The sequence below is a fragment of the Paracoccus wurundjeri genome, assembly GCF_030678915.1.
GTDB lineage: Bacteria > Pseudomonadota > Alphaproteobacteria > Rhodobacterales > Rhodobacteraceae > Paracoccus > Paracoccus onubensis_A.
The window spans coordinates 191640-214030 of sequence record NZ_JAUUTZ010000001.1 but is presented as its reverse complement, the minus strand read 5'-3'; the positions used below and the strand labels follow the sequence as shown (position 1 = coordinate 214030).

At 60.6% G+C, this 22391-nt stretch carries 21 protein-coding genes and 2 tRNA genes; 8 read left to right on the top strand and 15 right to left on the bottom strand.

The features are described from left to right. Positions 1–32: 32 nt before the first annotated feature. Positions 33–1277: a tyrosine--tRNA ligase gene (tyrS, locus tag Q0601_RS01190; protein WP_305286250.1), complete on the bottom strand. Its 1245-nt coding sequence runs from the start codon at positions 1275–1277 to the stop codon at positions 33–35. A 56-nt stretch (positions 1278–1333) separates the two neighbouring features. On the opposite strand from tyrS, the gene Q0601_RS01185 reads away from it, so the two are divergent. The 3 genes from Q0601_RS01185 to Q0601_RS01175 all read left to right on the top strand — a co-directional run bounded on the left by Q0601_RS01185 (position 1334) and on the right by Q0601_RS01175 (position 2854). Continuing rightward, positions 1334–2434, top strand: a complete 1101-nt coding sequence (locus Q0601_RS01185) for an anhydro-N-acetylmuramic acid kinase (protein WP_305286248.1) — start codon at positions 1334–1336, stop codon at positions 2432–2434. Between the two features lie 239 nt (positions 2435–2673). Further along, positions 2674–2750 (top strand) — tRNA-Asp (locus Q0601_RS01180). 27 nt (positions 2751–2777) lie between these two features. After that, positions 2778–2854, top strand: a tRNA-Asp gene (locus Q0601_RS01175). Between the two features lie 58 nt (positions 2855–2912). On the opposite strand, the gene Q0601_RS01170 is transcribed toward Q0601_RS01175, so the two are convergent. The 6 genes from Q0601_RS01170 to Q0601_RS01145 form a co-directional block, all read right to left on the bottom strand. Beyond that, on the bottom strand, positions 2913–3929 hold the full coding sequence (locus tag Q0601_RS01170; RefSeq protein ID WP_305286246.1) for an SPOR domain-containing protein: 1017 nt from the start codon (positions 3927–3929) through the stop codon (positions 2913–2915). 71 nt (positions 3930–4000) lie between these two features. Continuing rightward, entirely contained in the window at positions 4001–4636 is a 636-nt protein-coding gene (gene upp, locus Q0601_RS01165) for a uracil phosphoribosyltransferase (RefSeq protein WP_305286244.1), read from the bottom strand. After that, positions 4633–5592, bottom strand: coding sequence for an adenosine deaminase (locus tag Q0601_RS01160; protein ID WP_305286242.1), 960 nt, complete (start codon positions 5590–5592; stop codon positions 4633–4635). Before Q0601_RS01160 ends, upp begins: the two co-directional genes overlap by 4 nt. Further along, complete coding sequence (locus tag Q0601_RS01155) at positions 5589–6776, bottom strand: phosphopentomutase (protein ID WP_305286240.1); 1188 nt, start codon at positions 6774–6776, stop codon at positions 5589–5591. The genes Q0601_RS01160 and Q0601_RS01155 overlap by 4 nt, the downstream gene beginning before the upstream one ends. A 107-nt stretch (positions 6777–6883) precedes the next feature. Then, on the bottom strand, positions 6884–8173 hold the full coding sequence (locus tag Q0601_RS01150) for a thymidine phosphorylase (protein ID WP_305286239.1): 1290 nt from the start codon (positions 8171–8173) through the stop codon (positions 6884–6886). Beyond that, positions 8170–8565: a cytidine deaminase gene (locus tag Q0601_RS01145; RefSeq protein ID WP_441847875.1), complete on the bottom strand. Its 396-nt coding sequence runs from the start codon at positions 8563–8565 to the stop codon at positions 8170–8172. The genes Q0601_RS01150 and Q0601_RS01145 overlap by 4 nt, the downstream gene beginning before the upstream one ends. Before the next feature lie 134 nt (positions 8566–8699). On the opposite strand from Q0601_RS01145, the gene Q0601_RS01140 reads away from it, so the two are divergent. From Q0601_RS01140 to metG, 3 genes are all read left to right on the top strand, one after another. Beyond that, positions 8700–10979: an NADP-dependent malic enzyme gene (locus Q0601_RS01140; RefSeq protein WP_305286238.1), complete on the top strand. Its 2280-nt coding sequence runs from the start codon at positions 8700–8702 to the stop codon at positions 10977–10979. Positions 10980–11158: 179 nt separating this feature from the next. Beyond that, positions 11159–11590, top strand: a complete 432-nt coding sequence (locus Q0601_RS01135; protein WP_305286236.1) for a PaaI family thioesterase — start codon at positions 11159–11161, stop codon at positions 11588–11590. 66 nt (positions 11591–11656) lie between these two features. Further along, the gene (gene metG / locus Q0601_RS01130) at positions 11657–13375 is read left to right on the top strand and encodes a methionine--tRNA ligase (protein ID WP_305286234.1); all 1719 of its coding nucleotides are present in this window, start codon (positions 11657–11659) and stop codon (positions 13373–13375) included. 104 nt (positions 13376–13479) lie between these two features. Here metG and rlmH read toward each other — a convergent pair whose 3' ends face one another. Together rlmH and rsfS are read right to left on the bottom strand one after the other, a co-directional pair. Next, positions 13480–13947, bottom strand: a complete 468-nt coding sequence (gene rlmH, locus Q0601_RS01125) for a 23S rRNA (pseudouridine(1915)-N(3))-methyltransferase RlmH (RefSeq protein ID WP_305286232.1) — start codon at positions 13945–13947, stop codon at positions 13480–13482. 3 nt (positions 13948–13950) lie between these two features. Next, a complete protein-coding gene (rsfS, locus tag Q0601_RS01120) occupies positions 13951–14379 on the bottom strand; it encodes a ribosome silencing factor (RefSeq protein ID WP_305286229.1) in 429 nt (142 codons plus the stop codon). Positions 14380–14717: 338 nt separating this feature from the next. Here rsfS and leuC point away from each other — a divergent pair, with 338 nt between their 5' ends. Both leuC and leuD read left to right on the top strand, forming a co-directional pair. After that, positions 14718–16148 (top strand): 3-isopropylmalate dehydratase large subunit, encoded by a 1431-nt coding sequence (gene leuC / locus Q0601_RS01115; RefSeq protein WP_305286227.1) that lies wholly within the window; start codon positions 14718–14720, stop codon positions 16146–16148. Between the two features lie 11 nt (positions 16149–16159). Next, positions 16160–16765: a 3-isopropylmalate dehydratase small subunit gene (leuD, locus tag Q0601_RS01110; RefSeq protein ID WP_305286225.1), complete on the top strand. Its 606-nt coding sequence runs from the start codon at positions 16160–16162 to the stop codon at positions 16763–16765. 200 nt (positions 16766–16965) lie between these two features. Here the strand turns inward: leuD and Q0601_RS01105 are convergent, their stop codons facing one another. The 6 genes from Q0601_RS01105 to motA are packed head-to-tail and all read right to left on the bottom strand — an operon-like array spanning position 16966 to position 22387. Continuing rightward, positions 16966–17337 (bottom strand): hypothetical protein, encoded by a 372-nt coding sequence (locus Q0601_RS01105; protein ID WP_305286224.1) that lies wholly within the window; start codon positions 17335–17337, stop codon positions 16966–16968. Next, positions 17331–18395, bottom strand: a complete 1065-nt coding sequence (gene flhB, locus Q0601_RS01100; RefSeq protein WP_305286222.1) for a flagellar type III secretion system protein FlhB — start codon at positions 18393–18395, stop codon at positions 17331–17333. The genes Q0601_RS01105 and flhB overlap by 7 nt, the downstream gene beginning before the upstream one ends. Continuing rightward, on the bottom strand, positions 18392–19144 hold the full coding sequence (locus Q0601_RS01095) for a flagellar biosynthetic protein FliR (RefSeq protein WP_305286220.1): 753 nt from the start codon (positions 19142–19144) through the stop codon (positions 18392–18394). The genes flhB and Q0601_RS01095 overlap by 4 nt, the downstream gene beginning before the upstream one ends. Further along, positions 19144–21240: a flagellar biosynthesis protein FlhA gene (locus Q0601_RS01090; RefSeq protein ID WP_305286217.1), complete on the bottom strand. Its 2097-nt coding sequence runs from the start codon at positions 21238–21240 to the stop codon at positions 19144–19146. The genes Q0601_RS01095 and Q0601_RS01090 overlap by 1 nt, the downstream gene beginning before the upstream one ends. Then, positions 21237–21524: a hypothetical protein gene (locus tag Q0601_RS01085; RefSeq protein WP_305286215.1), complete on the bottom strand. Its 288-nt coding sequence runs from the start codon at positions 21522–21524 to the stop codon at positions 21237–21239. Before Q0601_RS01085 ends, Q0601_RS01090 begins: the two co-directional genes overlap by 4 nt. Next, positions 21521–22387: a flagellar motor stator protein MotA gene (gene motA / locus Q0601_RS01080; protein WP_305286212.1), complete on the bottom strand. Its 867-nt coding sequence runs from the start codon at positions 22385–22387 to the stop codon at positions 21521–21523. Before motA ends, Q0601_RS01085 begins: the two co-directional genes overlap by 4 nt. Positions 22388–22391 lie beyond the last annotated feature (4 nt).

Below are 22391 nucleotides of genomic sequence, written 5' to 3'. Positions count from 1 at the left end.
TGGCCGCGCAAGGCAGCCATGCGGTTTCCGCCCTAACCGATCCGGACCATCCGATGCTTCTTCTTGCCGACCGAGACTTTCATGCCGTCACCGATCATTCCCGCATCGACAGGCAGCAGCGGATCGCCGACAGGCTGATTATTCAACCGCAGTCCGCCTTCGGCAATCAGTCGCTTTGCCTCCTTGCCGCTTGCCGTGATGCCGGCTTTGACCAGCATCTGAACCACGCTCAGCCCGCTGTCAAAGGCATCCGCCGGCAACAGTGCAACCTCCAGGTCGCCGCCCGCCCCGCCCTGTTCAAACACCTCACGCGCGGTTGCTTCGGCGCTCGCCGCCGCGTCGGCGCCATGCAAAAGCGTCGTGACCTCATTGGCCAGACGGATCTTCGCCTCGTTGATCTCCGAGCCCTGCAAAGCGGCAAGGCGGTCACATTCCTCAACCGGCAATTCGGTATAAAGCTTCAGGAACCGTCCGACATCGGCATCAGTAGTATTTCGCCAGAACTGCCAGAATTCATAAGGTGACAGCATCCCGCCATTTAGCCAGACGGCACCGCCCTGCGACTTGCCCATCTTGCGCCCGTCGCTGGTCGTCAACAGGGGTGAGGTCAGCCCCCAGATCACCTTGTCATCCACACGCCGGGTCAGGTCGATCCCGTTGACGATATTCCCCCATTGATCCGAGCCGCCCATCTGAAGCTGACAGCCATAGCGGCGATTCAACTCAAGGAAATCATAGGCTTGCAGGATCATGTAGTTGAATTCAAGAAAGGACAGCGACTGCTCGCGATCCAGCCTCGACTTGACCGACTCGAATGACAGCATCCTGTTGACGCTGAAATGCCGGCCGATATCGCGCAGGAATTCCAGATAGTTCAGCCCGTCCAGCCATTCGGCGTTGTTCAGCATCAGGGCCTGCCCGTCGCCGTAAACAAGATAGCGCGCGAACACCTGCTGCATCCCGTCGATATTGCCCTGAATCGCGGCATCATCCAGCAATGGCCGTTCATCCGCGCGAAACGAGGGATCGCCCACCTTGGTCGTCCCGCCGCCCATCAGCGTGATCGGCTGGTTGCCGGTTTTCTGGAACCAGCGCAGCATCATGATATTCAGCAGATGCCCGACATGCAGGCTGGCCGCCGTCGCATCATAGCCGATATAGGCCGTCACCGGACCGGCCAGCAGCGCCCTGTCCAGACCTTCGTAATCGGTGCAATCGGCCAGATAGCCGCGTTCGGACATGATTTGCAGAAAATCGGATTTGGGCTGGTAGGTCATGGGTGTTTCCTTTGCTGCGCTGCGGATATACCGGCTGCAAGAGCAAAGGAAAAGCCATGATGATCCGCGTTCTGGGAATGATGTCGGGAACCTCGCTGGACGGAGTCGATGCAGCGATGATCGAGACGGACGGCATCCGCATCGGCGGCTTTGGCCGCAGCGGTTATCGCGCCTATTCGGATAACGAGGCGGCAGCGCTGCATGCGGCGCTTGGACGCTGGCCCGGCGAGGCCGGGGTGAAAGAGGCGGCGGAGATCTCTGTTCTCAGCCATGCCGCGCTGGCGGGGGATTTTCCCGAAGCCGAGTTGATCGGCTATCACGGCCAGACATTGGCGCATGACCCGCAGGGCCGCGGCACGCATCAGGCCGGAGACGGCGCGGCGCTGGCCCGCATGTCAGATCGCCCTGTCATCTGGGATTTCCGCAGCGAGGATGTCCGGCAGGGCGGCGAAGGCGCCCCGCTTGCGCCGTTTTTTCACTGGGCTTGCGCAGAATGGGCCATCGCGCAGGGGCATTTGCCCGTCGAACCCGTCGCGTTTCTGAATCTCGGCGGGGTCGGGAATATCACCTGGGCCGATCCCTCTGTCCCCGCGCCCGAGGCCCCCGGCGCATGCATCGCCTTCGACACCGGCCCTGCAAATGCGCCGATCAACGATCTGATGCGCAACCGCCTGCACCGGGAACGGGACGAGGACGGCAGGCTGGCCTCATCGGGGCGGGTTGACCACGACATTCTGGCCGAATTCCTGCGCCATCCGTATTTCGAGCGCCCGCCGCCAAAATCGCTGGATCGGAATCAGTTTTCAGGGCTTTCCCAGGCCGTTTCCCATTTGACCGATGCCGATGCGGCGGCCACGCTGGTCGCGGCATTGGCCCGCTCGGTCGCGGCGGGGTTGCGCTGGCTGCCCGCCCCTCCGGCGGTTCTTCTGGTCTGCGGCGGCGGGCGTCATAACACCGCGATCATGGAGGCATTGCGCGCGCAGCTGACCACCAGGGTGCAACCCGTCGAATCGGCGGGGCTGGACGGCGATATGCTTGAGGCACAGGCTTTCGGCTGGCTGGCGGCTCGCGTCGTGAAAGGGCTTCCAACTTCCGGCCCGATGACAACCGGGGTTCCCGCGCCGGTTTGCGGCGGGCGGATCAGCCACAGCCGGTAAATGCAGTTCGCCCTTCTGTGTCACCAAATGCCGTTGTCACATCGCAATTTCATCTGGCATTCCGGGAAGACGGCGCAAAATCAGCTTTCTTCCGCCGATCCCAAGACGGGCACCACAAAGCATTCCGGGCATTCTCTTCTGATCCGCAGATGTTTTTTCCCATGCTGTCTTGACGTGTCGCCACGCTACGCTTAAACCCCGCTCACCCCGGCGGGCGATCAGCCGGGGAAGGTGAGTGTGCGGTTGTAGCTCAGTTGGTTAGAGTACCGGCCTGTCACGCCGGGGGTCGCGGGTTCGAGCCCCGTCAACCGCGCCACTTGCACCTTTTCGCCCGGATAAATGCGCGGTTGTAGCTCAGTTGGTTAGAGTACCGGCCTGTCACGCCGGGGGTCGCGGGTTCGAGCCCCGTCAACCGCGCCATTATCCCCTTATTGCCATCTTGACGATGCCATGCGTCCCAAGCCCGATCCGGTGCTTTTCAACGGGCAACAGCCCGGTATCCCTTGTCCCGAAGCAGGTTCAGTGCGGCCACCAGCGAACGGCGGTCGTCAAACGGGCCGGCCAGGATGACCCGCGATTTCCGGTCCGCGCCCTGTCGATAAGCCCGCGCGACCGGATAGCCCAATGCGGATAAATGCCGGATCGCCGGTTCGGAACTGAGGTCATCGGAAAACGTGCCAATCTGAATATAGCGTGCCGATGCCGGAATCAGCTCTGGAACAGGATCACGGCGCGGCGCGGCTGGCTTAGCCTTCGCGACCGGGGCTGTCCTGCCGGGTGCCGAGCTATCACGCACGGGTCGCTTCACGGCTCGTCTGACCGATGGCTGCGCGTCGAGCGTCACCGATGCCCGCCGCGCGGCAGGTGCCGTTCGGGACACAGCCTCCCCCCCTCGGTCCAGCCGCTTCCCCGGAAGAATATGCGCTTCTGGCGTCGCAGGAGGTTGACCGCGGCAAAATCCCGACAGGACATCGCCCCCTGGAATCGGACGGGCAACCGGATCGGGGACATAGCCCAATCGCGCGCAGAGAGCAGAATCGGCCGGACGACCCGCAAGCTTCGCCCCAATCGCCGCCCGTAATTTCAGCACTGCCTGCGCCTCGGCGATCAGACCCTGGCTGGCATCGGGAATTTCCGGTTCCCGCCGTTCCTCGGCCTGTCGCGGATCGGCGGCAAACTCACCCTGACGCAGTTCACCGGCCAGTTGTTCCCGCAGCAATTGCGCAGGATCCGGCGGTTCCGGTTGGCGAAGCGGCGCGAGAACGGTTTCGGCATCCGGATCGGTCCGGCGCGCCGAGAGACTGGAGGGAAAGCCGCAGACGGCTTTGCCGTCGCGATCGGTTCGGGCAATCCATCGTCCGCCGGTACGGTTAAAGACGCAACCTGACCCGTCGATATACTGATCACCCGAATAATCCCGCGGGGGCTCAGGTGACGGGGTCGCCTGCGCAACAGAGGCACTCAACAGAAACAACAAGCCCCAGACATACCGCATTGGCCACCTGCGCAGATTCATCTTATGGCCGATGGATAATCCGGAACTTTGAACAAACGCTTAATGCGCCTTTATTTCGTACCGAACATCCGGTCACCCGCGTCGCCAAGCCCGGGCACGATATAGCCGTGATCGTCCAGCCGCTCATCCAGGGCGGCGGTAAAAACCGGTACATCCGGATGCGCCTGCCGCATCCGCTCCACCCCTTCGGGCGCGGCCAGCAGGCACAGGAAACGCAGGTTTTTCGCGCCATGCTCTTTCAGCTTGTCGATAGCCGCGACCGAAGAGTTTCCCGTGGCCAGCATGGGATCGACCACAATGGTCATGCGGGCATCAAGCGCATTCGGCACCTTGCAGTAATATTCCACCGGCTGCAGCGTCTCGGGATCGCGATACAGCCCGACGAACCCCACCCGCGCACCGGGGATCAATTCAAGGATCCCGTCAAGCAATCCGTTCCCGGCCCGCAGGATCGAGATCAGTGCAAGTTTCTTGCCCTCAAGCGTAGGGGCCTGCATCTCGCAGATCGGCGTCTCGATCGTGGTGGTTGTCAGTTCCAACTCTCGCGTGACCTCATAGGCCAGAAGCAGGCTGATTTCACGCAAGAGCCTGCGGAACCCCGCGGTCGAGACGTCCTTCTTGCGCATGATCGTCAGCTTGTGCTGGACCAGCGGATGATTGATGATCGTCAGATGCTGCTTGTTCACGTGAACTCCTTTCTCAGCCGCGCACGTGTTTCCTCGTCGCAGAAGGCGGCGTCAATGGCCCATTGATTCATTTGCGTGAATTCCTGTTCGCCCCAACCGAATGCATCGGCGAGGCGCGCATATTCATGGCGCATGGTGGTGTGGAAAAATGGCGGATCGTCGGTCGAGATGGTCAGTTTCATCCCCGCATCCAGCAGCCGGGCAATGGGATGGGCGGCCCAGTCCGGCCAAAGGCCAAGCGCGATATTCGAGCCGGGGCAAACCTCCAGCACCGTTTCACGCGCCGCGAGATCGCGAACCAGCGCCGGATCGTCGATGGCGCGCACGCCGTGACCAATGCGCGAGACGCCAAGATCCAATGCGTCGCGGATACTGTCCGGCCCGCCCCATTCCCCTGCGTGACAGGTCAAACCCAGTCCGGCTTCGCGCGCGCAGTCAAAGCTCCATGCGTAATCGGTCGCGCGGCCGACGGTTTCCGCGCCGCCCATGCCGAAACCGGTGATCCATCCGTCCGCCGTTTCGGCGGCGCAAATGGCGGATTTGCGGGCACGGTCAGGACCAAAGTGACGAATCGCGGTGACGATGCCGCGGCTGTCGATGCCCTTAAGACGCATCCTTGCCGCCACCTCGGACATGGCGGCAAGATAATCGCGCCATGCGGATAAATCCGCGCCGCCGCAGAATTCGGGCGAAACAAAAAGCTCGGTATAGATAACGCCCTGCTCGGCGGAACGCTCCAGCACTTCGGCCAGAAGCCGGGCGAAATCCTGCGGGGTTTGCAGGACGCTGATGGCGGCTTCATAGACGCGCAGGAATTCGGCGAAATCGCGATAGGCATAATGCCCGTGGGCATCGAATGCCCCCGACAGATCGATATGTTTCTCGGCGGCAAGACCGCGGATGAAGGATGCGGGCGCGGCCCCTTCGAGATGCAGGTGAAGTTCGATCTTCTTCACAGGAAGGACCTTCCAGTTTGCGGCGCAGGCAGGCCCAGATGCGCCATGACAGAAGCGCCGATATCCGAAAATCCCACCTGTCCGATTGCCTTAGCCCCCAGTCCCGCGCCCAGAACCGGAACCCGTTCGCGCGTGTGATCGGTACCGGACCAACTGGGGTCATTGCCGTGATCGGCGGTGAAAATGGCAAGATCGCCGGGCCGCAGGCATTCGATCAGGCGGCCCGCCACCCGATCGAACCATTCAAGCTGTGCCGCATAGCCGGGAATATCGCGGCGATGGCCGAAATTCATATCGAACTCGACGAAATTGGCAAAGGTCAGGCTGCCGGATTCAGCCTCTTGTCCCAGCGTGATGAGATGATCGGCGAGATCGGCATCAGATTTTCCCTTGTGCAGATGGGTGATGCCGCGATGACTGAAGATATCACCGATCTTTCCGATGGCATGGGTGACGCGGCCCGCCTTTGCCGCGATGTCCAGAATGGTATCCGACGGAGGAGCAATAGCGAAATCGCGCCGGTTAGGGGTCCGTTTGAACCCGCCGGGACGCTCGCCGATAAAGGGCCGTGCGATTACTCTGCCCAGCCGCATGTCATGCAGCATCGGCGCGATGCTCTGGCAGAGCGCAAGCAGACGGTCGAGGCCGAAATGCTTTTCATGCGCGGCGATCTGCAGCACGCTGTCGACCGAGGTGTAGCAGATCGGCCAGCCGGTACGGATATGCGCTTCGCCGTATTCCTCGATCACCTGCGTGCCGGAGGCGTGACAATTCGCCAATATCCCCTCGGTCCCGGCCAGCTCGCAAAGACGCGCGGTAACTTCTGGCGGAAAGGCCGGGATCGTCTTGGGGAAATAGTGCCATTCCCACGGAACCGGCACGCCCGCGATTTCCCAATGCCCCGAGGGGGTATCCTTGCCCTTGGACATCTCGGTCGCGGCGCCCCAAAGCCCCTGAGGGGCGGCACCCAGTCCCGGTGCCTCCAGCCCCGAAGCCAGTCGGATGGCGGCGCCCAGTCCCAGCCGATCCAGATTAGGCATCTGCAAGGGCTGCGCCTGCGCGATATGACCAAGGGTATTCGCGCCGGTATCCGGCCTGCCGTCATTAAAGAAACGGTCGGCGTCAGGTGCGCCGCCGATGCCGACGGAATCCATGACGATCAGAAATGCGCGTTTATCCGGCATCGATACATCCATGTAACAAGGTTTTTCGCATCGGGTCGAAGCGGGTCACCCCGCCCTCACGCGCAGCCGCAGCGGATGCCGGCTGAACGATTGCCCTGCACATTGCCCTAATCATCGCCACCGATCCTGTCGCGGATCAAAGGTCCGGACGGCGTGGGTTCTCCGATTCGATAGGCCGATTGAACTGCGGCGACGGCAATATCAGCGGCGGTGTCATCGGCGGCATGAACCATGGCAATGGGCGCGTCGGGGCCAACCGCATCGCCCAGCTTCGCAAGGGCAGACAAGCCGACCCGGTGATCGATCCTTTCCCCCGCCCGGACGCGCCCGCCGCCAAGGGCGACAACGGCATGACCCAGCGCCGTGACGTCAATCGCCGAAACCGCTCCGGCACCCGCCAAAACCGGACGGATGACCGGGGCAGCGACCAAATAGGCATCGGATCGGTCAAGCAGATCGGCAGGGCCGCCCTGCGCGGCAATCATGCGACCGAAAGCCTCGGCGGCAGCGCCACTGTCCAGCAGTTGTTCCAGCCGATTTGCATCTTGCCCGGACAAACGCAGGCATTCCGCCGACAGCGCAAGGGACAGATCGCGCAATGCACCCTTTTCACCGCGCAGCACCCGGATCGCCTCGGTCACCTCGAGCGCGTTTCCGGCGCTGCGCGCCAAAGGCTGATCCATATCGGTGATCAGGGCCGAAGTCCGGCACCCTGCCCCGTTCGCCGTCTGCACAAGCGCCTGGGCCAGCCGTTCCGACGCCTCGGGCCTGGGCATGAAAGCGCCCGAGCCCGCCTTGACGTCCAGCACCAGCGCATCCAAACCCGCGGCAAGCTTCTTGGACAGAATTGACGCTGTGATCAGATCGATGGATTCGACCGTACCTGATTCGTCACGGATCGCGTAAAGCCGACGGTCGGCAGGGGCGAAATCCGTAGTTGCCGCCACGATGGCGCAGCCGCAATTCGCTACGATCTGGCGAAACTGTTCTTCGGATTGATCGCAAATATATCCGGGAATCGATTCCAGCTTGTCCAGCGTGCCACCCGTATGGCCCAGCCCGCGCCCCGAGATCATCGGAACGAATACCCCGCTCGCCGCCAGAAGCGGCGCAAGGATCAGGCTGACGGCATCTCCGACACCGCCGGTCGAATGCTTGTCCGCGACCGGCCCCGGCAAGTCCCAGTTCATGACATGGCCCGAATCGCGCATCGCCCGGGTCAGGGCTACCCGTCCCTTTTCGCCCGCCCCGCGCGTCAGCACGGCCATGGCAAATGCCCCTGCCTGCGCGTCCGTTACCGAACCGTCCGCCAATCCCTGCGCAATCAGAGCCGCGCCCGAGCCATCAAGGCCCCGCCCATCGCGCAAAGCGGCAATGACACTGCGCGGATCGGTCATGTGGCGTTGCCCATATGGGCGGCATCGAAGCGCCCGGGCAGCAATTCCCCGATCGTCGTCGAAAGCGTTGCACCCGACACCGTCGCCAGCAAAACCGGCGTATTGGCATGTCCGAACTCGGCCAGTTTCTGGCGGCATCCCCCGCAAGGCGGCACGGGGGACGGGCTGTCGGCGATCACCGCAACCTCGATCAGTTCGGTCTCTCCGGCGGCGACCATCGCCGCAATTGCGCCGGCCTCGGCGCAGGTGCCTTCGGGATAGGCAACGTTTTCCACATTGCAGCCGCGATAGACCTCACCCGAGGCGCTGCGAATCGCGGCGCCAACCTTGAACCGGGAATAAGGAGCATATGCCGCCTCGCGCACTTCTCGTGCGGCATCCAGTAATGACATGGCTTGCTGCTCCTTTGCTGTCAAAATTTTTACGAGTTTTGCGCCCATCAGCACATAACGCAAGCTGAACCCTCCTGTTCCCCGCCGCAGAAATGGTTTAACGGTGAACTAATATGAGAACCGGAGGGGCAAATATGGAAGATCGCAGGCAGGATAACGCCCGGCAAGCCGCACTTGATTATCACGAATTCCCAAGACCGGGTAAGCTGGAAATCCGGGCAACCAAGCCGCTGGCCAATGGTCGCGACCTGTCGCGCGCCTATTCCCCCGGTGTCGCCGAAGCCTGCATTGAAATCCAGGCAGATTCAGCCAATTCCAGCCGCTATACCTCGCGCGGGAATCTGGTCGCGGTCGTCTCGAACGGCACGGCGGTTCTGGGGCTGGGCAATATCGGCGCGGCGGCCGCCAAACCGGTAATGGAGGGCAAGGCGGTCCTTTTCAAGAAATTCGCCAATATCGACTGTTTCGACATCGAGATAGATCAATCGGATCCCGAAAAACTGGCCGATATCGTCTGTTCGCTGGAACCCACATTCGGAGCGATCAATCTTGAAGATATCAAGGCCCCCGATTGCTTCATCGTCGAGAGAATCTGCCGCGAGCGGATGAACATCCCGGTTTTCCACGACGACCAGCACGGCACCGCCATCGTCGTGGGTGCTGCGGCGCATAATGCGCTGCGCGTGGCCGGCAAGAGGTTCGAGGATATCAAAGTCGTCTCGACCGGCGGCGGTGCGGCGGGAATCGCCTGTCTCAACATGCTGCTGAAACTTGGCGTCAAGCGCGAGAATGTCTGGCTTTGTGATATCAACGGGCTGGTTTACGACGGCCGGACCGAAGACATGAACCCGCAGAAACAGGCATTCGCCCAGAACTCGGACAAGCGGGAACTGGACGAGGTGATCGAAGGCGCGGATTTGTTCCTTGGCCTTTCCGGGCCCGGCGTGCTGAAACCGGAGATGGTGGCGAAAATGTGCAAGGCGCCGATCATCTTTGCGCTGGCCAATCCCATCCCGGAAATTCTGCCGGACGAGGCCCGGAAGGTTGCGCCCGATGCGATCATCGCCACCGGACGCAGCGATTTTCCCAATCAGGTCAATAACGTTCTGTGCTTCCCCTTTATTTTCCGGGGGGCGCTGGATGTAGGTGCGACCACGATCAATGACGAGATGCAGATCGCCTGTGTCGAAGGCATCGCCGCGCTTGCCCGCACCACCACGGCAGCCGAAGCCGCAGCCGCCTATCATGGCGAAACCCTGAGCTTCGGCCCCGAATACCTGATCCCGAAACCTTTCGATCCGCGGTTGGTCGGCGTCGTTTCCTCGGCGGTGGCGAAGGCGGCGATGGATACCGGCGTCGCCACCCGCCCGATCGAGGATCTGGAAGCCTATAAGCGCAAGCTGGACGGCTCGGTCTTCCGTTCGGCCATGATCATGCGTCCGGTCTTCGAAGCAGCTGCAACCGCGACGCGGCGCATCGTCTTCGCCGAGGGCGAGGATGAACGGGTGCTGCGCGCCGCCAACGCGATGCTGGAGGAAACCACCGATGCGCCGATCCTGATCGGACGACCCGAGGTCATCACGATGCGGGCGGAACGCGCGGGGCTGCCGATCCGGCCCGAACGGGATTTCGAGATCGTGAATCCCGAAAACGATCCCCGTTACCGTGATTACTGGGAAACCTATCATCAACTCATGGCGCGGCGCGGCGTCAGTCCGGATATCGCCCGTGCGATCATGCGCACCAATACGACAGCCATCGGCGCGGTCATGGTGCACCGGCAAGAGGCCGACAGCATGATCTGCGGCACCTTCGGGCAATATAAGTGGCATCTGCAATACATCCAGAATGTCCTGGCCCGTGACGGGCTGCGGCCAATTGGCGCATTGTCGATGATCATTCTCGAGGATGGCCCGCTCTTCATCACCGATACGCAATGCCATAACGATCCTACGCCTCAGCAGGTCGCCGATACCGTCATCGGCGCCGCCCGCCATGTCCGCCGCTTTGGTCTTACTCCGCGAATCGCTTTGTGCGCTCATTCGCAATTCGGCAATATGGATTCCTATACCGGCCGCAAGATGCGTGATGCGATCGCGCTTCTCGATGCGCAGAAGCCTGATTTCATGTATGATGGCGAAATGCAGGTCGATGCGGCGATCAATCCCGAATTGCGGGAACGGATTTTTCCGGGCTCGAAGCTGGAAGGCAAGGCGAATGTTCTGGTTTTCCCGGGCACAGACACCGCATCCGGTGTACGCAATGCATTGAAGATGTGCGCGAACGGGCTGGAGGTCGGGCCGATCCTCATGGGCATGGGCAACCGCGCCCATATCGTCACCTCGTCGATCACCACGCGCGGCCTTTTGAACATGAGCGTGCTGGCGGGCACCCCGGTCGCCTATTACCGCTGAGTCCTTGCAACCCGCAGCATTCATCCCGTCCTGGGGATGGGTGCTGAGGGTTGTCCGGGCAAAGGCGTTTACGAACCTTCCCCAACGTTCCTGTTGCAGGAAGCCGGGATTGCCCGCAAAAAGAACGGGCTGGCTCGCCACACTCATCATATGCCCAAAGCTCATTCAGGGGACGCGCCATGGATCGAACTTCGATGCCCGAACTGGCTCGCCGGATCTTCGCGAGCCAACCCTTTACGCAACTGCTTGGGGCTGCACTCATCAAGGCGTCCGAAAGCGGCGTGACCATGGAGTTGCCCCTGCGCAGGGAATTACAGCAGCAGCATGGTTTTGCGCATGGCGGCGTGATTTCCTATCTGGCCGACAATTCATTGACTTTCGCCGGAGGCATGGCACTGAACGACGACGCCCTGACCTCTGAATTCAAGATCAATTACGCCCGCCCGGCAAAGGGCGCGCGATTACGGGCCCAGGCCGAAGCGGTCTCGGTCTCCGGAAAGCAGGCCATCTGCCAATGCCGGATCTGGTCTGTGGATGATGATCGTGAAACGCTCTGCGCGGTGGCCCAGGGGACCATCGTTCGCGTCTCCGGCAGCCCCGGCCGGTCCTGAGCCCGATCGCCACTTTCATTCGCCCGGCATCGCGGCTAGATAAGCGCCGATACAAAGGACGCGAATATGGCCCGCCATCTGATTACTTCTGCCCTGCCCTATATCAACGGCATCAAACATCTGGGAAATCTCGTCGGCTCGCAACTGCCCGCCGATCTTTATGCCCGTTACCTGCGGGGGCGCGGGCATGAGGTGATGTTCATCTGCGCCACCGATGAGCATGGCACCCCGGCCGAGCTTGCCGCCGCCAAGACCGGCGAGCCCGTGGCCGATTACTGTGCCCGGATGCATGGCGAACAATCCGCACTCGCGCGGGGCTTCGGTCTGTCTTTCGATCATTACGGACGCTCTTCCAGCGACCGCAACCGCGTGCTGACCCAGCATTTCGCAGGAAAGCTGGCGGATCGCGGATATATCCGCGAAGTCAGCGAGAAACAGGTCTATTCCATTGATGATGGCCGCTTCCTGCCCGACCGCTATATCGAGGGCACCTGTCCGAATTGCGGTTACGACAAGGCGCGCGGCGATCAATGCGAAAACTGCACCAAGCAGCTTGATCCCACCGACCTGATCGACCCGCGCTCTGCCATCAGCGGCAGCACCAATCTGGAAGTGCGCGAAACCCGACATCTCTATCTGCGGCAATCCGCACTGAAAGATGATATCGCGGCATGGATCGATTCAAAGACCGACTGGCCGATCCTGACCACTTCGATCGCAAAGAAGTGGCTGAATGACGGAGACGGCTTGCAGGATCGCGGCATTACGCGCGACCTGAACTGGGGCGTGCCGGTCAAACGCGGAGATCAGGAATGGCCGGGAATGGAGGGCAAAGTCTTCTATGTCTGGTTTGACGCCCCCATCGAATATATCGCCGCAACCGCCGAATGGGCCGACGCGAACGGCAAAGCCGAAGCCGATTGGCGCGGCTGGTGGCGCACCGATGAAGGCGCGGATGATGTCACCTATACGCAATTCATGGGCAAGGATAACGTCCCTTTCCATACGCTCAGCTTCCCGGTTACGCTGATCGGTTCGGGCGAGCCGTGGAAGATGGTCGATTACATCAAGTCCTTCAACTACCTGACCTATGACGGCGGACAGTTCAGTACCTCTCAGGGGCGTGGCGTCTTCATGGACCATGCACTTGAAATCCTGCCTGCCGATTACTGGCGCTGGTGGCTTCTGTCCCATGCTCCCGAATCCGGCGACAGCGAATTCACATGGGAAAATTTCCAGCAATCCGTGAACAAGGATCTGGCCGATGTGCTGGGCAATTTCGTCAGCCGGATTACCAAGTTCTGCCGCTCGAAGTTCGGCGAAGCGGTACCCGAAGGCGGCACGTTCGGTCCCGATGAACACCGGCTGATCGACGCATTGATCACCCGTGTCCGGGCCTATGAAGCCAGCATGAACCGGATGGAGGTGCGCCGCTCGGCTTCGGAATTGCGTGCGATCTGGGTGCTGGGTAACGAATATCTGCAAGCTGCGGCGCCCTGGGCCACTTTCAAGGCCGATCCTGAAAAGGCGGCGATGCAGGTACGGCTGGGTCTGAACCTGATCCGTCTCTATGCCGTCCTGTCTGCCCCTTTCATTCCCTTCGCCTCGAAAACGATGCTGGAAGCGATGCAGACCAACAACGCCGACTGGCCCGGCGATCTGCAAAAGGCTCTGGCCGCACTGCCTCCTGGTCATGCCTTCACGGGGCCCGAGATGCTGTTCGCCAAGATCACCGATGACCAGCGCGAAGAATGGGCAGAGCGTTTCAAAGGCGAAAGACAGTAAGTCCGCCTGCCTTCTTCATCCAAAAATATTCCGAGGGCATCGCCGGCAGCTACGCCACCGGTTCAAGAGACCTGTTGGCAACGGACGAGCCCCCGCCCCCGGCCTCAATTCCGGTGATAAGGTGTCCCGGCAAGGATGGTGGTGGCCCTGTAAAGCTGCTCGGCCAGCATGACCCGCACCAGCATATGCGGCCAGACCATCTTGCCGAAACTGATCTGCCATTCCGCGCGGGATCGCAGTGACGGATCGATCCCGTCCGCGCCGCCGATCACAAAGCACAAATCCCGGGCCTGATCGCGAAATGTCGCGATACGTGCGGCGAAATCGGGCGATGTTGGCTGATCCCCCCGCTCGTCCAATGCAATCATGGCGGAACCTGCGGGAATTGCGCGGGTCAAAAGCCCGGCTTCCGCCGCCATACCGCCGCCACGCTTGTCCTCTACCTCGATAAGCCTGACCGAGGGCAGGCCCAGCCCTCGCCCGGTTTTGGCGAAACGGTCAAGATAATCCGCGACCATCGCCGCCTCCGGCCCCTTGCGAAGCCGCCCGACGGCAGCGATGTCGATCCGCATGTCTTACTGAGGCTGCGGGCCGGCCTCTCGCACCCGGGCAAGTGCATCGGCGGGCATCCACATCTTCTCGAGCTGATAGAAATCGCGAACTTCGGGGCGGAATACATGGACGATGACGTCGTCGGTGTCGATCAGCACCCAATCACCGGTGTCCTTGCCTTCGATCCGCGCGCTGCGACCAGTTGCCTGCTTGAAGCGGTCGGCCAGCTTTTCGGCGATGGCACCAACCTGACGTGCACTGCGGCCCGATGCGATCACCATGTGATCCGCCATGGCCGATCGGCCGCGCAGGTCGATCGTAACGATATCCTCGGCCTTGTCGTCTTCAAGCGAGGACAAGATGCGGGACAACAGCTGCTCACTGCTCAGCTGATCTCCCGCGGCGGTCGCAGCCGGCCTATCAGCCGGCGAGACGTGTTCTGACAGGGTCATATCCTCCGGTCAACGCGCCGATCGCCCCCGGCGCAGGGGTTATACTAAAGATAGCATCTTTTCGTCTCATCTCAATCCACAGACGTAAAATTGGCATTCCGGAAAAATGACATGGCTTGCAATGCCAGCCTGCGCAACCAATATTGCAGGTTACGAAAATCATGCGTAGAATATGATCCATGACCGGATTCATCTATTTCGACATCCATGACCGTGCCCGTCTTCCATCACGGTTTTACGGCGAAACGCGCTGCGTGACGGCCCGCGGCTGACGGCTTGCGGCATCCTGCCGATTCTTGCCATCATGCACTTAATCTCACAGCCGAAAGCCACGAGCCATGACGAATCCCGAAATCACCCCGCGTACCCTGTATGACAAGATCTGGGACGCCCATGTCGTCGATCGTTCCGAAAGCGGCACCTGCCTGCTTTATATCGACCGTCATCTGGTCCACGAAGTCACCAGCCCGCAGGCATTCGAAGGTCTGCGCATGACCGGCCGCAAGGTACACGCGCCCGAGCGCACCATTGCCGTCCCCGATCATAATGTACCCACCACGCTGGACCGTCAGGACGGGATCGAGAACGAGGAATCGCGGATTCAGGTCGATGCGCTTGACAAAAACGCCCGCGATTTCGGCGTTGAATATTATCCGGTCAACGATATCCGGCAGGGCATCGTCCATATCGTCGGCCCGGAACAGGGCTGGACCCTGCCCGGCATGACCGTTGTCTGCGGTGACAGCCATACCGCGACGCATGGCGCATTCGGCGCGCTTGCCCATGGCATCGGCACCTCCGAGGTCGAGCATGTCCTGGCGACGCAAACCCTGATCCAGTCGAAATCGAAGAACATGAAGGTCGAGATCACCGGCCGCCTTGCCCCCGGCGTCACCGCCAAGGACGTGGTTCTGGCCATCATCGCCGAGACGGGCACAGCGGGCGGCACCGGCCATGTCATCGAATATTGCGGGGAAGTGATCCGCAATCTGTCGATGGAGGGCCGGATGACGATCTGCAACATGGCGATAGAAGGCGGCGCGCGCGCAGGACTGATCGCGCCGGACGAAACCACGTTCGAATATGTCAAAGGCCGCCCCCACGCGCCGAAGGGCGCGCAGTGGGAGGCTGCTCTGGCATGGTGGAAGACGCTGCATTCCGACGATGGCGCGCATTTCGACAAGATCGTGACCCTGCGGGGCGAGGATATTGCGCCGACGGTCACATGGGGCACCTCGCCCGAGGATGCGCTGCCGATCACCGCGACCGTTCCCGCCCCCGAAGATTTCCAGGCCGGCAAGGTCGATGCCGCACGGCGTTCGCTGGAATATATGGGGCTGAAGCCTGGTACGAAACTGACCGATATCGCGATTGATGCGGTCTTCATCGGCTCTTGCACCAATGGCCGGATCGAGGATCTGCGCGCTGCCGCCGACGTGCTGCGCGGGCGCAAACTTGCCGCGAATGTACGCGGCATGGTGGTTCCCGGTTCGGGGCTGGTGCGGGCGCAGGCAGAAGAGGAAGGGCTGGATCAGATCTTCATCGATGCCGGATTCGAATGGCGGCTGGCCGGATGCTCGATGTGCCTGGGCATGAACCCGGACCAATTGGCGCCGGAAGAGCGCTGTGCCGCCACCTCGAACCGTAATTTCGAGGGGCGTCAGGGCTACAAGGGCCGGACCCATCTGATGTCACCCACCATGGCAGCAGCAGCCGGAGTTGCCGGACATCTGGTGGATGTGCGCGAATTTGCGGCCGAAAACGCCTGAGGAACCGAGACATGGATAAATTCACCACACTGACCGGGATCGCGGCCCCCATGCCGCTGGTCAATATCGACACCGATATGATCATCCCCAAGCAATTCCTGAAAACCATCAAGCGCACAGGGCTGGGCGTCAACCTGTTCGACGAGATGCGCTATGACCGAGACGGCAAGGAATTGCCGGATTTCGTCCTGAATCAACCTGCTTACCGCGATGCGCAAATTCTTGTGGCAGGCGATAATTTCGGCTGCGGATCGTCGCGGGAACATGCGCCATGGGCGCTGCTGGATTTCGGGATTCGCTGCGTCATCTCGACCAGCTTTGCCGATATCTTCTTCAACAATTGCTTCAAGAACGGTATTCTTCCAATCACCCTACCGCAAGAGGCGGTGGATGCCCTGATGGATGATGCCCGCAAAGGCGCGAATGCCCGGATGACCGTCGATCTGGAAAACCAGACCGTCAGCAGCTCAGACGGGCAAGAATTCCGTTTCGACATCGATCCGTTCCGCAAGCATTGCCTTCTGAACGGGCTGGACGATATCGGCCTGACGATGGAAAAGGCCGGAGCGATTGACAGCTACGAGTCGCAAATGACGCAAGCCCGCCCCTGGGTCTGAGGTCGCTTCACAGCCGGATTGAGTTCCGGTCATGATAAGGCGATCCTGAAGAGAGAGAGTGTCGCGTTGAAGCGACAATGCCGGTTACTTGCGTCCCGCGATGGGGGGGGGGGGGGGGGGGGGGGGGGCGCCCCGCGCACCCCCGAGGTATTTGAACAAAGAAGAAGGGGAGGAGGAAAGAAGGAGAATGCGGGCAGGTGCTACAGGCTCTGGGTCTTCTTGGCGCGGGTTTCTTGACGCGCCAGTTCCTTAAGGACTTCTGCCCGGCCGAATTCCTGCATCGCGGCATGGCGAATCCGCTCGAAGCCCGGTTTCAGACGTTCGGCATCCTGTTCTGCCATCCATAATTCCCGGGCGACACGGCCGGCTTGCGCGGTCTCGATCCGGGCAATGGGCAAAGAAAGCGGCGCCCGGTTGCGATAGCTTTGTTCAAGCGTCTGCCGCATCGCCGAAACGCGCTGCCGGGCAGCGGCCATATGCGCGTTGATCGCTGCGAATTTTCCAAGTTCACGTTCGGCCTTCAGCCTTGCGATCCGTTCAAGCCGGGTCAGATCACTGCTTCTGTTCACCATCCCGCCCGCGCTTTCTGCCGCATCTTCTCGGCAAAACGGATGGCGATCGCCACAGCGGCGAAATGCTCTCTTCGTATTTCCTCTCCGATACCGACAGTGGCGTGCAGCGCCCGCGCGCATGGCGGATCGGAATGGATTGGCACGTCATGCGCGCGCGCCTTGTCACGGATCCGGGCCGCGAGATCGTCGGTGCCCTTGGCAAGGCAAACCGGCGCACGCCCGCTTCCCCGTTTCCATTCAAGCGCAACCGCGTAATGCGTGGGATTGACGATGACCACATCCGCGCGCGCGACATCCGAAAGCATCTGTTTCATCGCAAGATCAATGGCTTTCTGACGACGCGCCGCCTTGATATGCGGATCACCTTCGGTATCCTTGTTCTCGTCATCAAGTTCCTTGCGGGTCATCCGATGACGCTTCAGATATTCATGGCGCTTCCAAAGCAGGTCGATGACCGCGAACAACGCCGAGATCGCGACAGCCATCGTCACGACATCCTGCAACAGTTTCCGCAGCCCCGGAATCCATTGGTTGCCGGCTCCCGACATGGTCGCGGCAAGATGGTTCAGAAGCGACGAAAACAGATACCATCCGCCAAGACAAACAAATGCCGCCTTGAGGACCGAGATCCCGAAAGTCACCAATCCGGCGGGGCCGAATTTCTGCCCGGCATTCCTGATCGGGTTCAGACGTTTGGGATCGAACGCGATCTTCTTGACTGAAAAGACCAAACCGCGTTGCGCGAGGAGTGCGATGAAGATCGTCGCAAACGGCACCATCATCAGACCGATCACGGCCACGGCGGCAAAACCGCCGACCGGCATGGCAATGGCAACGACCGATCCGCCAAGCCAGGCGTCGCTACCCAATGCCCGGCTTGCCGAGGCCAGCCATTCACGGGTTGCGACGCCTGCACCGATTGTCAAAACCAGCCAGGCCCCCAGATACATGCCCAGCACATTGACTTCGGTCGAGCGTGGAACATCGCCATCTTTACGGGCCTTTTGTAATTTCCGTTCGGATGGTTCGAACGGTTTTTCGTCCTTCTCCTCACTCATAATGGCGACAAGGTGAAGTCAAGCACCGCATTCGCCCAGATCTCGATAAGCAGCGGCGCCATCATCGCCGCCCCCGCAATCGCCAGAAATACCGACAATGGGGAGCCGATGAAGATCACCGGCAAGGATGGCATTACGCGATTGATCACCCCGGACAGGGCCTGAAAGAGAAAACCCCCAAGGGTGAACGGAGCAGCCAGCAACATGGCAAGGCCGAATGCCCGCGCAACCGTCGGTATCGCCTCATAGGCCAGATCGCGCAAATCCGGCCAGCCGCCCGGCGGCCATATCGACAGTCCGTCGGCCATGAATTGCAGAACCATGACCGGCAATCCCAACGCCAGCAGAACCGCCATTCCACCCAGATGCAGCAGGTTGCCCAGCGGATGCGGAGCGGCATCGAGCGAAATACCGACAAGCTGCGATAATGAGGAAGCGGTGGCAATCGCCGTCGCCGCGATATCGATGGCAATTGCAAGAATCCGAAGCAGGCCCCCGCTTGCCAGACCGATCACCATTTCGACAGCAATCTGTCCCAGAATTTCCACGGGTGCCCGGGGTATTCCGGCAACCGGAAGCCCCGAAGTCAGCAGCGGCACGATTACCATCGCCAGCCCCACCTTGACGCGTGCGGGGATCACCTGCTCTCCGAAACCCGGCAAAATCAGCAGGCAGGCCTGAACCCGCGCATAGACAAGTACCATCGTCCAGCTGAACCCGGGCAGCAATTCCACCGCTTGCTGCCACATCACGCCGCCTCAACCGTACCCAACAGGCACAATTCGGCCGAACTGTCGATTTCCTCCATCCCGATCACGGGCACCCTGACCCCGCTCGACGTCAGAACCGCGCGAACCATCCTGCGCCTGTGATCCGGAATGATGAGGACAGCCCGTGACGATTGCATGCCGCCAAGCGCCTGATGCATCGCTTTCACCAACCGACCTGAAAGGGATGGGGTGATGACGGTTCCGCCTGCCCTGCCCGTTTCGGTGTCCGAGCGTACGAATTCCGCCTCCCATGCCGGATGCAATTGCAGCGCCTCGATCCGACCGGAATCATCGGAAGATTGCTGTGTGATCTGCCCACGCAACCGCTTACGCACCAATTCATAAACGGTCTCGACCGACTCGATCGCCCGGAATTCGCAAATCGCATCGATAATGATAGGCAGGTTCCGGATCGAAATTCCTTCTTCAAGTAATGCACGAAGAACCGCCAGAAGCGTCTCAGGAGTTACCTTTTCGGGAACCATGCTTTCGAAATATCGCTTGTAACGCTCTGCCCGCGAGGGATCGGAAATGGATTTCAGTTCCTCGATCTGCCGCTGCAGCGCCGTCAGGGTCAGCAATGAGGGTAAATTGGTCTTAACGGCTTCCATCAGATGGGTGGACAGAACTTCCATCGGGGTAACCACTGTCAGCCCCTTCGTCGCGGCATCGTCCCGCATGTCTTTGGAAATCCAGCGGGCGGGGCTGGAATAGACCGGTTCCTTCACCGCAATCCCGCCCAACTCCTCAAGCATATCATCCGGCCCCAGAGCCAGAACCTCATCTATGCGTAAACTGCCGCGCCCTCTTACGACACCCTGAATGCGGATCTGATAATCCGTCGCATGAAGCTCATCCGCATCGGTGATCCGGACATCTGGCAGAATAACGCCAAAACTGCGCGCAGCGAAAATGCGCAGATTCGTGATCCTGCCTCCCAGGCCATGCGCCTGATCCAGCGCTGCGGGTACCAGATCACCGCCGATTTCAACTGTAATCTCATCGGTGTCCAGCACGTCGCCGATCCGTTCTGCAGGGCGCTCAACCGGCTGTTCGTCATCCAGTCCGGATATCGGTTCTTCGATCCGAAGCCCGCGACGGGCAAGCAGCCATGCGCCAATGGCCATTGCAAGCGCCATGGCAAGGAACAATCCACGCGGCATTCCCGGCACAAAGGACAGAAGTGCCATGGCACCCGCAACAATCGCGACAGGCATCCAGCCGGATAATATCTGCTGCGAAACCAGTTGCGCAGTCGTGTCAGTGGTTCCGCCACGCGAAAGCAGCAGGGCGGCGGCCATCGACGTGATCAGGGCCGGGATCTGGCTTACCAGCCCGTCGCCGATGGTCAGGTGCGAATAGGTGGACAACGCATCGCCAAGGGCCATGCCATGAACGGCGACACCGACACTTAGCCCGATCAGCAGATTGATCAGGGTGATCACGATCCCCGCAATCGCATCGCCTTTGACGAATTTCGATGCGCCGTCGAGAGAACCGAAAAAGCTGATCTCATGCTGTTCACGAATGCGGCGCTGTTTCGCCTCTTCGTGATCGATAGCTCCGGCATTCAGGTCGCCGTCAATCGCAAGCTGCTTGCCCGGCATGGAATCAAGCGCGAACCGGGCCGCAACTTCGGCCATACGGCCCGATCCCTTGGTGATGACCATGAAGTTGACCACCGAGATAACCGCGAAGATCGTCAGCCCGACCAGCAGCGAGCCACCGGCCACGAAATCAGCAAAACCGCTGATAACCTGACCTGCGGCGCTTTTGCCGGTATGGCCCTGGGTCAGGATCAACCGCGTCGACGACACGTTCAACGAAAGCCGGATCACCAGAGACACCAGAAGCAGCACCGGGAAAGCCTGAAAATCCGCTGGCTTGTCAACCAGAGATGCCATGACAAGCACCAGTGTCGCCGTCGCGATCGACAGGGCGATCCCGAAATCCAACAGTCCCGGAGGCAGTGGAATGACCAGTGAAATGACAATCAGCACCAGACCGCCGGTGATCAGGAGCTGCGCATCCGGCAGAAAAGAAGAACGTGAGGATACTCCACCGACCTGTTTCATTCGGCACTCTCATTCGGGTCGGATATTCCGGGCGGGCGGAGAACGTCTTCCAGAAGCCAGATGTCACCGGAAAGAAGGCCCGAGCGGCGCAGAAAAATGATTGCCTGTAAACGATCCGTCGGCGGCATCGTCAGAAGCTGGCGCCGGTAATCGGCCGGAAGACCCCGCCCCTCCAGCAATCTGGCAGAGGCATCCCGGGTAAATGCGTCCAATCCGGTTGTTACAGGAGGTTCTGCATCCGATGTCGCAAGTACAACGGTCAAAAGCGCCGATACGATCATCATGCAGCCTTTTTCAATTCGCGCAGCGCAGTTTCGAGTCCGTCGAAACTCGGCCTTACATGTTCGGGCACGGCTTGCCTTCCGACTTCCACGCAAAGATTTGTCGCATGTTGGTGCAATCCGGCGACAAGCACCGATTTGACAACATCGTAGAACATGAGATCCTGCTTGATGACCGCTCCGAGGCGCTGCGCCAGCGGTGCCACGAAGCCATAGGACAGAAACACCCCGAGAAATGTCCCGACCAGTGCGCCACCGATCAGCTTGCCCAACACCGCCGGCGGCTGATCAATCGAGCTCATGGTCTTGATGACGCCCAGCACCGCGGCGACGATCCCCAGGGCAGGCAAGGCATCCGCCATATTCTGGAGCGCGTGGGGAACATGCATCTCGTCTTCGCTCATACTCGCGATACGCCGCGTAAGCATCTCTTCGACCTGATAGGGATCATCGTAGTTCAGGCTTGCCGATCGCAGCGTATCCGCAATCAGCGAAACGATATTCCGATCCGCCAGCAGCCGCGGATAGGCGGTGAAAATCTCGGAACTGTCCGGGCTTTCGATATGCGCCTCGAGTCCGACCGGATTGTCACGCGCAACGCGCAGCAGTTGAAACATCAGGCACAGCACGTCCTGATGATCCTGTGCCGTCCATTTCGGCCCCTTGAAGGCCCGCACAAGCCCGCCAATCGTCGTTTTCAACGTGTGGCTGTCATTGGAAAGAAGATAAGCGCCGACAGCCGCACCCATGATCATCATCATCTCATAGGGTAGCGAATGCAGGATCACATGCATCTTGCCCCCTGCAAGCAAATATCCCCCGAATACCATCACCGTGGTCACCACCATGCCGACGATCCCGAACATACAA